Source organism: Variovorax boronicumulans NBRC 103145, from assembly GCF_001591345.1.
GTDB classification, from domain to species: domain Bacteria; phylum Pseudomonadota; class Gammaproteobacteria; order Burkholderiales; family Burkholderiaceae_C; genus Variovorax; species Variovorax boronicumulans.
Genome location: NZ_BCUS01000013.1, coordinates 18,005 through 31,395, shown reverse-complemented (window position 1 = coordinate 31,395; position 13,391 = coordinate 18,005). Strand labels below are relative to the sequence as shown.

14 protein-coding genes are annotated in these 13,391 nt (G+C 68.1%); 10 read left to right on the top strand and 4 right to left on the bottom strand.

Going from position 1 to position 13,391, the window contains the following annotated elements:
- Window positions 1-7 precede the first annotated feature (7 nt).
- Window positions 8-1,141, top strand: coding sequence for a glycosyltransferase family protein (locus tag VBO01S_RS06045; protein WP_062471930.1), 1,134 nt, complete (start codon window positions 8-10; stop codon window positions 1,139-1,141).
- A gap of 69 nt (window positions 1,142-1,210) precedes the next feature.
- Here the strand turns inward: VBO01S_RS06045 and VBO01S_RS06040 are convergent, their stop codons facing one another.
- Entirely contained in the window at window positions 1,211-2,152 is a 942-nt protein-coding gene (locus VBO01S_RS06040) for a DMT family transporter (protein WP_082818003.1), read from the bottom strand.
- A gap of 136 nt (window positions 2,153-2,288) precedes the next feature.
- Between VBO01S_RS06040 and VBO01S_RS06035 the strand changes: the two genes are divergently transcribed.
- From VBO01S_RS06035 to VBO01S_RS06010, 6 genes are all read left to right on the top strand, one after another.
- Complete coding sequence (locus tag VBO01S_RS06035) at window positions 2,289-2,885, top strand: TetR/AcrR family transcriptional regulator (protein ID WP_062471926.1); 597 nt, start codon at window positions 2,289-2,291, stop codon at window positions 2,883-2,885.
- Window positions 2,886-3,216: 331 nt separating this feature from the next.
- Window positions 3,217-4,179, top strand: coding sequence for a homocysteine S-methyltransferase family protein (locus VBO01S_RS06030; RefSeq protein ID WP_062471923.1), 963 nt, complete (start codon window positions 3,217-3,219; stop codon window positions 4,177-4,179).
- Between the two features lie 365 nt (window positions 4,180-4,544).
- Entirely contained in the window at window positions 4,545-5,594 is a 1,050-nt protein-coding gene (locus tag VBO01S_RS06025; RefSeq protein ID WP_062471920.1) for an SAM-dependent methyltransferase, read from the top strand.
- Window positions 5,594-6,385 (top strand): DUF1295 domain-containing protein, encoded by a 792-nt coding sequence (locus tag VBO01S_RS06020; protein ID WP_062471917.1) that lies wholly within the window; start codon window positions 5,594-5,596, stop codon window positions 6,383-6,385. The genes VBO01S_RS06025 and VBO01S_RS06020 overlap by 1 nt, the downstream gene beginning before the upstream one ends.
- Entirely contained in the window at window positions 6,382-7,014 is a 633-nt protein-coding gene (locus tag VBO01S_RS06015) for a DUF6134 family protein (protein ID WP_062471914.1), read from the top strand. Before VBO01S_RS06020 ends, VBO01S_RS06015 begins: the two co-directional genes overlap by 4 nt.
- Window positions 7,011-7,442 (top strand): DUF2177 family protein, encoded by a 432-nt coding sequence (locus VBO01S_RS06010; protein ID WP_062471911.1) that lies wholly within the window; start codon window positions 7,011-7,013, stop codon window positions 7,440-7,442. Before VBO01S_RS06015 ends, VBO01S_RS06010 begins: the two co-directional genes overlap by 4 nt.
- Here VBO01S_RS06010 and VBO01S_RS06005 read toward each other — a convergent pair.
- On the bottom strand, window positions 7,405-8,070 hold the full coding sequence (locus VBO01S_RS06005) for a ChrR family anti-sigma-E factor (RefSeq protein WP_062471908.1): 666 nt from the start codon (window positions 8,068-8,070) through the stop codon (window positions 7,405-7,407). The two genes, VBO01S_RS06010 and VBO01S_RS06005, sit on opposite strands and share 38 nt — an antisense overlap.
- Window positions 8,071-8,072: 2 nt before the next feature.
- Complete coding sequence (locus VBO01S_RS06000; RefSeq protein ID WP_255221059.1) at window positions 8,073-8,651, bottom strand: sigma-70 family RNA polymerase sigma factor; 579 nt, start codon at window positions 8,649-8,651, stop codon at window positions 8,073-8,075.
- A gap of 186 nt (window positions 8,652-8,837) precedes the next feature.
- On the opposite strand from VBO01S_RS06000, the gene VBO01S_RS05995 reads away from it, so the two are divergent.
- The 3 genes from VBO01S_RS05995 to VBO01S_RS05985 are packed head-to-tail and all read left to right on the top strand — an operon-like array spanning window position 8,838 to window position 12,231.
- Entirely contained in the window at window positions 8,838-10,223 is a 1,386-nt protein-coding gene (locus VBO01S_RS05995) for an NAD(P)/FAD-dependent oxidoreductase (RefSeq protein WP_255221054.1), read from the top strand.
- Window positions 10,220-11,008: a DUF1365 domain-containing protein gene (locus VBO01S_RS05990; RefSeq protein ID WP_062471901.1), complete on the top strand. Its 789-nt coding sequence runs from the start codon at window positions 10,220-10,222 to the stop codon at window positions 11,006-11,008. The genes VBO01S_RS05995 and VBO01S_RS05990 overlap by 4 nt, the downstream gene beginning before the upstream one ends.
- Complete coding sequence (locus tag VBO01S_RS05985; protein ID WP_062471898.1) at window positions 11,005-12,231, top strand: SAM-dependent methyltransferase; 1,227 nt, start codon at window positions 11,005-11,007, stop codon at window positions 12,229-12,231. The genes VBO01S_RS05990 and VBO01S_RS05985 overlap by 4 nt, the downstream gene beginning before the upstream one ends.
- 91 nt (window positions 12,232-12,322) lie before the next feature.
- Here VBO01S_RS05985 and VBO01S_RS05980 read toward each other — a convergent pair whose 3' ends face one another.
- Window positions 12,323-13,264 (bottom strand): LysR family transcriptional regulator, encoded by a 942-nt coding sequence (locus VBO01S_RS05980; protein WP_062471895.1) that lies wholly within the window; start codon window positions 13,262-13,264, stop codon window positions 12,323-12,325.
- Window positions 13,265-13,391: the final 127 nt, after the last annotated feature.

Here is a 13,391-nt window from a genome sequence, read left to right as displayed (position 1 = left end):
TCCGTCGATGCCGCCGCGCATCGTCTACCTCGCGACTGCGGACGCGCGCGGCCACCTGATGCGCGCGCAGTTGCTCACCCATTCGCTGCGCGCCGCGGGCACCAGCGTGCAGGTGCTCACCACCTCCGATGAAGGCGCGCGTTTTCTTGCCGGCTTCGGCATCGAGGCGCCGGTGCTCTCGCGCCACTACGCGGTGCAGTTCGACCGCGAGCAGAACATGCTGCGCCGCGAAACCGACCGCAACGTGGCGCACTACGTGTTCCGCCCGGAGCGCATGCTGCGCGACATCCTTCGGCTGCGCGCGTGGTTTCGCGATGCGGACCTGGTGGTGAACGATTCCTTTCACCCCGCGCTGCTGTTCATGGGCTGGATGCCGGTCTGGCGGCGCAAGGTGGTGCATGTGTACGGCGCGAGCCTGCGGCACGCGCTGCAGACCAACTTCAGCGGGCGCATGCCGGCGTGGATGGCGAACATCTTCGGCCGCATCGTCGCGTGGCAGATCGACCGCAGCCGCGCGCGCATCGCGCACGATTTCGCCTACGGCGAGCCGCAGGCCGACGGACGCGGCGGCCACCGGCTCGCCACGCCGGTGGCCGTGGTGGGCGTCGACACGGAAGCGCACGACGACCTCGCACCGCAGGCCGCCGTGTACCTCAACCCGCATTTCAAGGAAGCCGCACTGGCCGACGGCCTGGAGCGCGGGCTGGCCGAGGCGCGCGCGCCGGCGCACCTCGTCGGCGAAGGCTATGCGCAGCGCGCGGGCTGGCACGCGCAGGACGAGCACTGGATCGAGAGGGCTGCGCGCAGCGCCTTCATCGTCTCCGCGCCCGGCATGGCGGCGCTGTCGGTCGCGGCGGTGTACCGCAAGCCGATCTTGCTGCTGCTGACCGACCAGCCCGAGCAGGCGATCAATGCGCAGCGCGCCGCGCAAATGGGCCTGCACCATCGCATCGTGGTGTGGCAGGGCCGCACCGAGGACTTCGCGCGGGCCGTGACGACGGCTGCCCATGAACTGATCGCGCTGGCCGACGACGGCAGCGGTCCACAAGCGACGCAGAAAGGCCGCGAGACCGCCATGGCCCGACTGCAGCACTGGACGGTGCTGCTCCACGGCCTCGCGGCTGCGCCGCCTGTTCGATGAATGAACCACCGAGGAAGCTGCGCCCTTCAATGCAGAAACGCCTCGACGGAAATTGCCGGATTCAGGGACTCAATGTCCTCTGGATTCAACGGGGGACGAGGATCGACGTTGCTGTATCAGCATCGCCGTCATGCCGCCTGTGACGATGACCAGCCCGGCAATGGCTGTGGCGCTGGGCCGCTCGTCAAGGACCAGCAGGGCCAGCAGCGTCGCTGCGCCGGGAACGAGTGCAGCGAACGTGGCACCGACGGCTGCGCCAAGAATCTGTACCGACTTGCTGAAAAAGAACAAGGCCACCGTGGAGACCATCACCCCCTGATAGAACGCCTGCACGCCGATGTCACCCAGCGGCGCTTGCAACAGGTGCAGCCCGCGCGTCGCGAGGTAGGCGGGCAGGTAGATGATCATCGAGAACACCGAAACGATGGCGGTGGCGTGCAGCGCCGATGCAGAGAACTGCTTGGACGAGACTGTGTAAATGGCCCACAGCAGCCCGCCCAGCAGGAAGATCAGGTAGGCCCACGGCGAGGAGCGGACGGCGCTGAAATTGTGGAAGCCGACCAGCGCGACCCCGAGGATGATCAGCGCAATGCCCGCCGTCTCCCTGCGCGAGAGCCTGGCGCCGAGTCCCCAGGCGCTGATGAGCGCCGAGAACAGGATCATGCTGCCAGGCGTGACCACGGCGAACTGCTCCACCGGCGCCATGCCCAGGCCGAAGGCGACCACCAGCATGTAGGGCGCGCCAATGCCGGCGGTCATGAGCGCGATGGCTGTCCAGCGCAGCCCCATGAGACCTCGTCGTACGAGAAACGGCAGCAGCATCACGCCCGAGACCGTGTACCGGATGCAGGTGATGTCGTAGACGTCCAATGCCGTGTGGGTCAGCCCGAAGCGAGTCACGACCGGAAAGGCGCCCCAGATCAGGGCCGAAGCGAGTCCGAACAGCACACCCACCCATCGACGATCGATGCCGAGTTGGGAAATTGGCGGTGAGGCAGAAAGCCGAGTCATCGAGTGGGGTTCCTTCAGAACGATGCCAGTGTCTTGCCTGGCGCCGCGGGCATCGCCTGCATGGCGGACGGATTATCATTGACAGTATTGTCAAGTTTGACGTCGTTGTCAAAGATAGAAAGCGCGAGGATTTCTCATGGCAGGAGTCAGGCAGTTCGATGAGGCCAAGGTGCTGGACGCCGTGCTGGACGTGTTCTGGCAAAAAGGCTGGCGGGCCACGTCCATGGCCGATCTGGCAGAGGCCGCCGATGTGCAGCGCGGTTCGCTCTATCACGCCTATGGCGGCAAGGAGGAACTGTTCTTGCTGGCCTTCGAGGCGTACGCCACCAGGTTTCTGGACAACGCGCGCACAGCCCTCGACAAACCCCGTGCAGAGACGGCGTTGCGCGCCTTCTTCAAGGTCGCGATCACCAACATGACGCAAGGCGTACCGCCTCGGGGCTGTCTCACCACGAAGACGGCAACGGAGGTCGACGGTGCAGGCCCGCGCATCCAGGAGCGGCTGCGTCAGTTGCTCGACGAGCTCCAGGGCGTCGTCTCAGCCGCCATGTCGACGGGGGATATGTCGACACAGCTGTCGCTGTCCCCCAAGGAAACCGCGCAGGTTGTCATCACATTCACCCGAGGCCTGGCAGTGATGGAGCGGGTTTATCAGAACGCGCCGTCTCTTCATCGGATGGCCGACGCGGTGATCAAGGCCTTGGTTCCGAATGTGAAGCGCCGAACGACCTGACGCCGTTGCACGGAGCCGCCGGGTGCGGGCGTCGACCGGAAAGGCTCAGCGGTTCGAGCATCGCCTGACTCCGCGCGAACAAACGGTCATGCGCTGGATGGCTGCCGGAAAGCGACCGGCGGAAGCCTGCATCCAGCATGGGCCTTTCCGAACGCAACATCGAGAATCACCTGCGGCGTGTCCGCCGACGACAGCCGAAGCCTGAAGGGGGAAAAGGCGCGCCGCCGGCCAAGCACTTGGCCCGCGAGGCGCTCACTGTCATCATCCGCTTCGCGGGCCCGGCGCCTTGGCGGCTGCGGCCATTCGGACACCCGAATGAGAGGAGTCAGCGATGGCAACCTACAGGAGCGCATTGCCGCAGCTCAGTGATGATTTCTTCATGACCGACGGCGGCATCGAGACCACCCTGATCTTTCTGGAGGGGCAGGAACTTCCCGACTTTGCCGCCTTTCACCTGCTCCGAACGCCGGAAGGCGAAAGAGTGCTGCGGAAGTACTTCCGGACCTACGCGGCGCTGGCCAGAAGCTTCGACGTCGGGCTGATTCTGGAAACGGCAACCTGGCGGTCCAATCCAGACTGGGGGAGCAGGCTGGGCTACAGCCCCGAGGAGCTTGCGGCGGTCAACCGACAGCTGGTGGGTCTGCTGGAGGACATCCGCGATGCCTACCAGACTCGCCGGACGCCGATCGTCATCAGCGGATGCCTTGGACCTCGCGGCGACGGCTATGTCCCGGACCGTGCCATGTCGGTGCGCGAAGCGCAGGACTACCATCGTGCGCAGGTCGAGACCTTCGCCGGCACCGCGGCCGACCTGGTGACCGCCATCACCATGAACTACGTCGAAGAGGCGTCGGGGATCGCGCTGGCCGCGAAGCAGGCGAACATGCCCGTCGTCATTTCCTTCACGGTGGAGACCGATGGCAGGCTGCCGACGGGGCAGTCCCTGGCTGACGCCATCCAGCAGGTGGACGGCGCCACCGCGGGTTATCCGGCCTACTTCATGATCAACTGCGCCCACCCCAGCCACTTCCAGCAGGTGGTGCATGGCGACGCGCCGTGGGCTGGGCGGATTCGCGGTCTGCGCGCGAACGCCTCCAGGATGAGCCATGCCGAGTTGAACGAGGCGCCCGAATTGGATGCGGGCGACCCGGTGGAGTTGGGGCAGGCCTATGCCGCGCTCAAGATGCACCGGTTGAAACGCCTCAATGTCATGGGCGGTTGCTGCGGCACCGACGACCGCCACGTCAAACAGCTTGCAATGGCCTGCCTGCCCTTGTTCCGGGGCGTGGTCTAGCCGTTCACCCAGGGTTCGCACCCGCCCGCCCATCCGGCGATTCAGACGGCCCCTGCGTCTGCGATCCGGATCGTCGGCCGGTCGCGCCACGCGCCGATGCATCAAGCCTCGTGAAATCAACGTAGGCGCGGGCTCAGCCCTCTTGACGCCGGGAGCCGTGTGCACAGCTACGTCCGCTTCGCAGCTCTCGCGGTGCATGTCCAGTTTGTCCAGAGATGGTGGGCCTGGCCTGCGACGCCGCCAAGTGTCCGACCGCCGTACTTCGCACCGTCGCCTCAGTCCCCATGCGCTGAAGCCGACGAACAGTGATCCATTGCGGCCGGCCTGGCGTAGGAAGAAGAGACTCTCCTCCTGCACCCACCGCCATGCCCCAAGCCTCGAGCACCTCCACTGCCATCCATTGGGTTGAACAAGGCCTGGTGCCCGACGGCGCCGTTCGGGTGGGGGTGCGGCGGCTGCTGCGCCAGCGCCTGGTCGAGCTGGACAGCGGCGACCCGGAAGCCGTCGCCCTGCGTTCGGAGGCATTTTTCGACGGACTGCAGGAGGCACCGTTGGCCCTGCTGCCCGAAAAAGCCAACGAACAGCACTACGAGTTGCCCGCCGAGTTCTTCACAGGCGTGCTGGGCCCCCACCGGAAGTACAGCTGCTGCTGGTGGCCTGAAGGAGTGCAGACGCTCGAGCAGGCCGAGGCGGCGGCCTTGGCCGAGACCTGCGCACGTGCCGGCTTGGCGGATGGGCTGCGCATCCTGGAGCTGGGCTGCGGTTGGGGTTCGCTGAGCCTGTGGATGGCCGAACACTTCCCGCGCGCCCGCATCACGGCGGTCTCCAATTCGCACTCGCAGCGGCTGTTCATCACGGCCGAAGCCGCGGCACGCGGCCTGGGCAACCTCGAGGTGATCACCTGCGACTTCAATGATTTCGAGACCGGCGATCGCTTCGATCGGGTGGTGTCGGTGGAGATGTTCGAGCACCTGCGCAACTGGCCGCGCGCCTTTTCGCACGTGGCCCGCTGGTTGAAACCGCAGGGGCGGTTCTTCATGCACGTCTTCGTTCACCGCGAAGCGCCCTACCCGTTCGAGGAGCGCGATGCCAGCGACTGGATGAGCCGCCACTTCTTCTCCGGCGGCATGATGCCGAGCGACGATCTCGCCCTGCGCTGCCAGGACGACTTGCGCCTGCTGCACCGCTGGCGCTGGGATGGCCGCCACTACGCGCGGACCTCGGCCGCCTGGCTGGCGCGCATGGACGCCCGGCGGGTCACCCTCATGCCCCTGCTGGCCGCCGTCTACGGAGAGCGCGACGCGCCGGTGTGGTGGACCCGCTGGCGGCTCTTCTTCATTTCGGTGGAAGAGCTGTTCGGCTACGCCGAGGGCGGCCAGTGGTGGGTCGGTCACTACCTGTTCGAGAAACGGTGATGCTGTCGCTCGCCTGCCTGGGTCTGGCGATCACGCTCGGCCTGGCGTTGCCGGTCTGGGTGTTCAGCGTCGTGGTGCGCGACGCCAGCTTGGCGGACCGGATCTGGCCCCTGATGATCGCGGCGCCGGCCCTGGCCTACGCCGGCGCCCATGCCCGCGCGCTCGACGCCCGCAGCATCTGGATGCTCGGGCTGCTGCTGATATGGGCTTGCCGGCTGGCGCTGCACATCGGGCGTCGCAACTGGGGCCACGGCGAAGACCGCCGCTACCAGGCCATGCGTGCGCGCAACGAACCACACTTCGGACTGAAAAGCCTTTACCTCGTGTTCGGGCTCCAGGCGGTGTTGGCATGGATCGTCGGTTGGCCGCTGCTGGCCGCGTTCGCGCACCCGTCGCCCCTGTCCTGGCTGGACGTGCTGGCCCTGCTGCTGGCCGGCGGCGGTATGGTCTTCGAGGCCGTGGCCGACGCCCAGCTCGCCCGCTTCCTGCGCAACCCGCGCCGCGAGGATGCGGTGATGGACCGCGGCCTCTGGGCCTGGTCGCGCCACCCCAACTACTTCGGCGAGGCCTGCGTCTGGTGGGGCCTCGGGTTGGCAGCGCTGTCGGCGGGCGGATGGGCGGTGGCGTGGAGCCTTGTGTCTCCGCTGCTGATGACCGTCCTGCTGCTCAAGGTGTCGGGCGTGGCGCTGCTGGAGCACGACATTGCCGAGCGCCGGCCCGCCTACCGCAGCTACGCGGCACGCACCAGCACCTTCATTCCCTGGCCGCCGCGGCGCGGCGCCCGGCCATGAAGCACAGCGCCCTGGGGCTGATGCTGGGGCTGATGCTGGCGCAGGCGACCTGCCTGGCCGTGGCACAGGAAGCTGACGAGGAAGCGGGCGAATGGCACTTCACCGCCATGCTCGATGGCAAGCCGATCGGGACCCATCGCTTTGTCGTCGGCGGCACGGCGGCGACGCGCAGCGTCGACAGTCGTGCCCTGTTCACCGTGCGCGTGCTCGGCATCCCTGTGTACCGCTACCGGCACCAGGCCGAGGAGCGCTGGGCCGGCGACTGCCTGCGTGAGCTGCGCGCCGAGACCGACGACGACGGCACCCGCCAGCAGATCGCGCAGCGCTTCGACGGCGACTGCCCGATGAGCTTTGCCTACTGGAATCCCCGGCTGGTGAAACAACAGCGCCTGATCGCCCCCCAGACGGGCAAGGTCGAGCCGGTCCGCTTCGAGCCGCTGCCCGATGCGACCCTCGAGGTCCGCGGTCAGCCCGTGCGGGCGCGCGGCTGGCGACTGCAGGCGGCGCAGCAGCGCATCCGCATCTGGTATGCCGCCGACAGCGGACGCTGGATCGGGCTCGACGCTGACACCAAGGGCGATCGCCAACTGAGCTACCGACTGACCTCTCCTGCACGGAGCACCCCATGAAGCCCTCCCCGCGTACCTTGCTCGCTGCCTACCTGTGGGCGCTCGTGTGTTTTCTTGTGCTGGATGCCGTCTGGCTGTCGGTCATGGGGCCGCGCCTGTACCAGCCTGCGCTCGGTCCGCTGATGGCGCCGCAGGTCGACTGGACGGCGGCGGCGCTGTTCTATGCGCTCTACCTGGTCGGCCTGGTCGTCTTGGCGATCGCGCCGGCACTGGAGGCCGGCGAGCCCGCCGTCGCGTTGTGTCGCGGCGCGCTGCTCGGGCTCGTGGCCTACGCGACCTATGACCTGACGAACCAAGCCACGCTGCGCGACTGGCCCTGGGCCGTCACGGCCGCCGACCTGGCATGGGGCACGGCCGTGAGCGGCGTGTCGGCGTGGGTCGCGGCGCGCATCACATCCCGACCAGCGCGCCGAAGAAACGCGCAATAGCCCCGTCGAAGTGCAGCCGGCCGTCCAGCGAGGCCAGGCAGATGCACTCGCTGCCGTCCTGGACCACCGGCTGGTGGTTGATCTCGGCATCGGCCGCATCGAAATCGCCGGGGCCGAACAAGGCCCGGCCATCGTGGAAGCGGCCGTGCAGCACCTGGGTGAACTCCTGCCCCTGGTGCGTGTGCTGCGGCAGGTACTTGCCAGCCGCGATGCGCAGAAGAAAGACGTTGGCCTCCGGGGCCTCGGGCACGGTCACACGGCTCCAGCGCATGCCGGGACCGATCCAGCGCCAGGGCGTGGCACTGCAGTGAGCGAGCGCACGCGGCCAGCGCGCGCCGGGCGGCAGCGGTGGGGGCGCGCTGACCCGCACGCGAGCGGGTTCAGCGGGTTCAGCGCCTTCGTGCGCATCGATCCGGGCCCAGGTGCGCGACAGCGCGTCATCGGCAAGCGGGACCGCTTCCAGGCCGTCGAGCAGGATGCCGCCCACGGCATCGAGTGCGCGCGCCCGCTCGCGGCACAGCGGGCACAGTTCCAGGTGGCTGGCCAGGACCAGTCGCATGCCAGCCGGCAAGTGGCCGGAGGACCCGGCCAGCAGCAGGTCGTCGTCGGGGTGGTGTCGGATGTCCATCGTCAATGTTCCAGCAGGCGGCGCAGTTGGGCGACCGCCAGGCGCACGCGCGACTTCACCGTGCCCAACGGAATGCACAGCTGGGCCGCGATGCGGGCATGCGGCGCGTCTTCAAAATAGGAAAGGTGCAGCACCTGCTGCTGCTCGGGCGGAAGCTGGCGCAGCGCGCCGCGCAGCCGTTCGTTCAGGCGCGCGTCGTGCAGCTGGTCTTCGACGGTCGGGTCATCCGACTGGAGCAGGTCGAAGTCGAACACGTCTTCAGACGACTGCACACCCTGGCGCCGCCGCAGCGCGTCCACACGCAGGTTCCGCGCGATGGCGAAGATCCAGGTCGTGGCAGCCGCCCGGGCCGGATCGAACAGCGCGGCCTTGCGCCAGACGGTGACCAGGGCTTCCTGGGCCAGTTCTTCGGCCTGGATGGCCGGGCTGCCACTGTGCATCAGGTAGTGCTTGATGCGCGGCGCGAAATGCGAGAACAGCTGCGCGAACGCGTCCCGGTCCTGTCGCTGCGCCACGGCCACCATCGCCTGGGCCCAGAGATCGTCGGCGCGAGGAGATGGCTGGGAATCGGGGGAGACCACGGTCAAGATGGACGCTCGGCGACTGCGGGGCACCGGAGTGCCCGCACTGGGGTTGGACGGATCGGGAGCAACGGCCATGTCCTGTCATACGCAAGGGAGCGGCATTCGGATCATCGCAGCGACACGCGGGCAATCCAAATGACCGTTTTCTGCGTACAGGGCAGCAAGACTCGCCAAAGGCTCCCCATGCTGCCTCTTCTCGCCCCGCCTGCCGCCGTGCCGATGCCTGCCTCGGTGCCCTCCGGCCAGCGCATCGCCGTCGTCGGCACCGGCATCTCGGGCCTGTCCTGTGCCTGGCTGCTGTCCCAGCGCCACGAGGTCACGGTGTTCGAGAGCGAGCCCCGGCTGGGCGGCCACAGCCATACCGTGGACGCGCCAGGCCGGGAAGGCCCGGTGCCGGTGGACACCGGCTTCATCGTCTACAACGAGCCCGCGTACCCGAACCTCACCGCGTTGTTCCAGCACCTGGCCGTGCCGACCGCGGCCTCGGACATGTCGTTCGCAGTGAGCCTGGACGCCGGCGGGCTCGAATACGCCGGCACCGACCTGCGCGGCTTGTTCGCGCAAAAGCGCAACCTGGCGCGCCCCCGCTTCTGGGCCATGCTGCGCGACCTGCTGCGGTTCTACCGCGAGGCTCCGCGCGATGCGCAGGTCGCAGGCGACCAGGCGCTCGACGACTACCTGGATGCCCACGGCTATGGCCGCGCGTTTCGCGACGACCACCTCTACCCCATGGCTGCGGCCATCTGGTCCACGCCGGCGGCGCAGGTCGGTCGCCATCCGGTGGCAGCCTTTGTGCGGTTCTGCGAGAACCATGGGCTTCTGCAGATCAGCGGCCGCCCCGTCTGGCGCACGGTGGTGGGCGGCAGCCGCGAATACGTGCGGCGCCTCAGCCAGCCTTTCGCCGACCGCATCCAGCTGGACCGGGCCGTGCTCGAACTGCATCGCGAGCCGGCGGGTGTGCGGCTTCGCACCAGCGCCGGCTGGTGGCCCGAACGCTTCGACCAGGTGGTCCTGGCCACCCATGCGGACCGCTCGCTGGCGCTGCTCGACGCGCCCACCGGTGCCGAGCGGGCCCTGCTCGGTGCCCTTCCCTACAGCCGCAACCTGGCCGTGCTGCACCGCGACCCTGCCCTGATGCCGGCGCGGCGCGCCGTGTGGTCGAGCTGGAACTACCTCGGCACGCGCGGCAGCGGCGCGGCTCCAACGGTGACCTACTGGATGAACCGGCTGCAGCCCCACCTGCCGCAGGGCGCGGCGGCCGAGCCGCTGTTCCTGACTCTGAACCCGGCGATCGACCCGCGGCCCGAGCACCTGATCCGCACCGAGGTCTACGACCACCCGCTGTTCGATGCCGCGGCCATGGCCGCGCAGCGCCAGCTGTGGCAGCTGCAGGGCCAGCGCCGCACCTGGTTCTGCGGCGCCTACTTCGGCGCCGGCTTCCATGAGGACGGATTGCAGGCCGGCCTGGCCGTCGCCGAAGCGCTCGGCGGCGTGCGCCGGCCCTGGTGCGTGGCGCAGGAGTCCGGACGCATCCACCTGCCGCACCTCGCGCAGACCGTCGCCTCATGAACGCGCACGAAGGCTCGGCGCTCTACATCGGACGCGTCATGCACCAGCGGCTGCGGCCGAAGCGGCATCGGCTGAGCTACCGGGTCTACAACCTGCTGATCGACATCGACGAACTGCCGCAGTTGCACGCCCGGTTGCGCTGCTTCTCGGTGGACCGGTTCAACCTGTTCAGCTTTCATGCCGCCGACCATGGCGACGGCTCGGGCCGCGACCTGCGGGTCCAGGTGGAGGCGCGGCTGCTCGAGGCCGGCCTTCCGACCGGCGGCGCGATCCGGCTGCTGACCATGCCGCGGCTGCTCGGCCATGTGTTCAACCCGCTCAGCGTCTGGTTCTGCCATGCACCCGGCGGCGCGCTGCAGGCGCTGCTGTACGAGGTCAACAACACCTTCGGGCAACGGCACAGCTACCTGATCCCGGTCGCTGATGACGGCGCGCCCATCGTCGAGCAGCACTGCGACAAGCAGATGTACGTCTCCCCCTTCAACGGCATGGACCTGCACTACCGGTTCCGCGTCGCACCGCCGGGCGAGGCGGTCTCGGTCGGCATCAGCGTGCACGACGCGGCCGGCGCCGTGCTCAACGCGCGGCTCGACGGCCAACGCGCCCCCCTGAGCGACCTGGCGCTGCTGCGCGTGTTCATCACGCATCCGTTGCTGACCCTCAAGGTGGTGGCCGCCATCCACTGGCAGGCCCTGCGTCTGTGGATCAAGCGCGTGCCGCTGCATCCGCGACCGGCTGCCCCCGACCACGACCTCACCATCGTTCCTTCGAACAAGACCCAATGAGCCTGACCACACCTTCCGCCCCCGCGCTCGATGCCGCACCGGTCTTCTCGCCGCTGCGCCGGCTGCTGGCCCGCACGCGTTTCGGCCGGCTGTCCTTGAGCCTTCCGGGCGGCCGGTGCATCGAGGTGGCCGGCCGCGAACCCGGGCCGCACGCGAGCCTGCGCCTGCTGAGCTGGCGCCCGCTGCTGCGCCTGGCGCTGCAAGGCGATCTGGGCCTGGCCCTGTCATTTCGCGACGGCGAGTGGGACAGTCCGGACCTGCTGGCCTTGTTCGAATTCGGCCTGGCCAACGAGTCGGCCTGGGGATCGCTGCTCAAGGGGCGCGGGCTGGCGCGCTGGGCGGCGCGGCTGCGGCACCTGACCCGCAGCAACAGCCGGCGCGGAAGCCGGCACAACATCGCGTTCCACTACGACCTGGGCAACGCGTTCTATCGGCACTGGCTGGACGACAGCATGCTGTATTCGAGCGCGATGTTCAGCGATGCCGACGACGACACGCTGGAAGCCGCCCAGGCGCGCCGCCTCGCTGCCATCGCCGAGATGCTCGACACCCCGCAAGGGGGCGACGTGCTCGAGATCGGCTGCGGCTGGGGAACGCTGGCCGCGAGCCTGGCCCGCCGGCACGAAGCGCGCGTCACCGGCGTCACGCTGTCGAGCGAGCAACTGGCCTTCGCCCGCGAACGCGCGCAGGACTGGGGCGTGGCCGACCGGGTCGACCTGCGGCTGCAGGACTACCGCGACGTGCAGGGCCGGTTCGACCGCATCGTGTCCATCGAGATGATCGAAGCCGTCGGCGAGGCCTACTGGCCCACCTACTTCGCCACCTTGCGCGAGCGCCTCAAGCCCGGTGGCGTCGTGGTGCTGCAGGCGATCACGATCGCCGATGTGCAGTTCGACAGCTACCGCCAGGGGACCGATTTCATCCAGCACTGCATCTTTCCCGGTGGCATGCTGCCCAGCCCGCGCGTGCTGCGGGAACAGGCGCAACGCGCAGGGTTGGTGATCGAGGCTTCCCGCTGCTTCGGCAAGGACTACGCGCGAACCCTGGCAGAGTGGCGTCGCCGGTTCCTCGCCGCCTGGCCGCAGATCGAGCCACTCGGCTTCGATGCCGCGTTCAAGCGCTTGTGGACCTACTACCTCTCCTACTGCGAGGCCGGCTTCCACGCGGGGCTCGTCGACGTCGGCCTCTACCGGTTGCGCGTGGCTGAATCTGGCTTGCGATAAGCCCGCCTTCGGCGACTGGGCGACAACTGCCGGTAGCTGTCGCTCACCCCACGCCTGCCATGCGTGTCGCAGGAAGCGGCCCACTCGAAAGCTACAGCGGCTCGTCATCCATCCGCGGCTGTGACTCTCTCGTCAGCGTCTTGGCCAGCAACCGCAAGGTGCTTGCAGAGGCTGCCGTAGCTTCGGAAAGAACGGCCCCGCGCCGGTAAGCCAGTCCCAGGTCCATCGAGGGCACCGCGCTCGACACCACTGTCCTGCGGATGCGCCCGCCATCGTGCGACCAGGGGCGAAACACCAGGTCCGACAGGATGGTCACACCCACGTTCTGTGCGACGAGGCTGCGCACGGCCTCGATCGATTTGGTGCGGAACACGACCTTGGGCTTGAGCTTCATCGCGCTCCAGTAGCGGCCCACGGTGTCCACGTGCTCGTCCATGTCCAGCAGCACGAAGGGCATCTGCGCGATCTCGCGCAGCGACACCGACTTCTGCGCCACCAGCGGATGGTCGAACGAAGTCCACAGACGACGCTCCGACTTCAGCAGGTTCTCGCGCCGGATGTCCGGCGCGCGCGAGAGGTTCGACACCAGGACCACAGCCAGGTCGAATTCGCCGCTGCGCAAGCCGTTCTCGATCTCGAGCCGGTTGCGCTCCACGGGCTCGAATTCGACCAACGGCAGTTGCCTGCGCATCGCGCCGATGATCTTGGGCAGCATGTATTCGGACACGGTGTCGGTGATGGCGATCTGCACCCGCCCCTCGACCGAGGACACCGAGTTGCGCGTCTCCTCTACCGCCGCATCGAGCGTATGCAGCATGTGCTCCGCATGCCGAAGGAAGCCCTCGCCCTGCACGGTCAGCCTTAGCCCGTCGGAGTGCCGCGTAAAGAGCTGCACCTTCAGCGTCGACTCCAGGTTCTTGAGCGAAGTGGTCAGCGACGGCTGGCTCACATAGCAGCGCTGGGCTGCGCGGGACACCTGCCCCGTGTGCGCTGCGGCCACGAAGTGCTGCAGCTGCTTGATCGTTATCGACATAGATGCATCCTATATCGCTCTATTGAAAATAGAGATTATGAATTGTCGATGGCAATTCCTAACATCCGGGCAGCACGCCATGTCAGGCGTGTGACGAGGACGCCCACCGTTCCAGCAGCAGTAGCAG

Bases quoted from the DNA above. Each gene is read 5' to 3' on its own strand.
- VBO01S_RS06045 (WP_062471930.1), top strand. From the start codon at position 8: ATGCCGCCGCGCATCGTCTACCTCGCGACTGCGGACGCGCGCGGCCAC.
- VBO01S_RS06040 (WP_082818003.1), bottom strand. From the start codon at position 2,152: ATGACTCGGCTTTCTGCCTCACCGCCAATTTCCCAACTCGGCATCGAT.
- VBO01S_RS06035 (WP_062471926.1), top strand. From the start codon at position 2,289: ATGGCAGGAGTCAGGCAGTTCGATGAGGCCAAGGTGCTGGACGCCGTG.
- VBO01S_RS06030 (WP_062471923.1), top strand. From the start codon at position 3,217: ATGGCAACCTACAGGAGCGCATTGCCGCAGCTCAGTGATGATTTCTTC.
- VBO01S_RS06025 (WP_062471920.1), top strand. From the start codon at position 4,545: ATGCCCCAAGCCTCGAGCACCTCCACTGCCATCCATTGGGTTGAACAA.
- VBO01S_RS06020 (WP_062471917.1), top strand. From the start codon at position 5,594: ATGCTGTCGCTCGCCTGCCTGGGTCTGGCGATCACGCTCGGCCTGGCG.
- VBO01S_RS06015 (WP_062471914.1), top strand. From the start codon at position 6,382: ATGAAGCACAGCGCCCTGGGGCTGATGCTGGGGCTGATGCTGGCGCAG.
- VBO01S_RS06010 (WP_062471911.1), top strand. From the start codon at position 7,011: ATGAAGCCCTCCCCGCGTACCTTGCTCGCTGCCTACCTGTGGGCGCTC.
- VBO01S_RS06005 (WP_062471908.1), bottom strand. From the start codon at position 8,070: ATGGACATCCGACACCACCCCGACGACGACCTGCTGCTGGCCGGGTCC.
- VBO01S_RS05995 (WP_255221054.1), top strand. From the start codon at position 8,838: ATGCTGCCTCTTCTCGCCCCGCCTGCCGCCGTGCCGATGCCTGCCTCG.
- VBO01S_RS05990 (WP_062471901.1), top strand. From the start codon at position 10,220: ATGAACGCGCACGAAGGCTCGGCGCTCTACATCGGACGCGTCATGCAC.
- VBO01S_RS05985 (WP_062471898.1), top strand. From the start codon at position 11,005: ATGAGCCTGACCACACCTTCCGCCCCCGCGCTCGATGCCGCACCGGTC.
- VBO01S_RS05980 (WP_062471895.1), bottom strand. From the start codon at position 13,264: ATGTCGATAACGATCAAGCAGCTGCAGCACTTCGTGGCCGCAGCGCAC.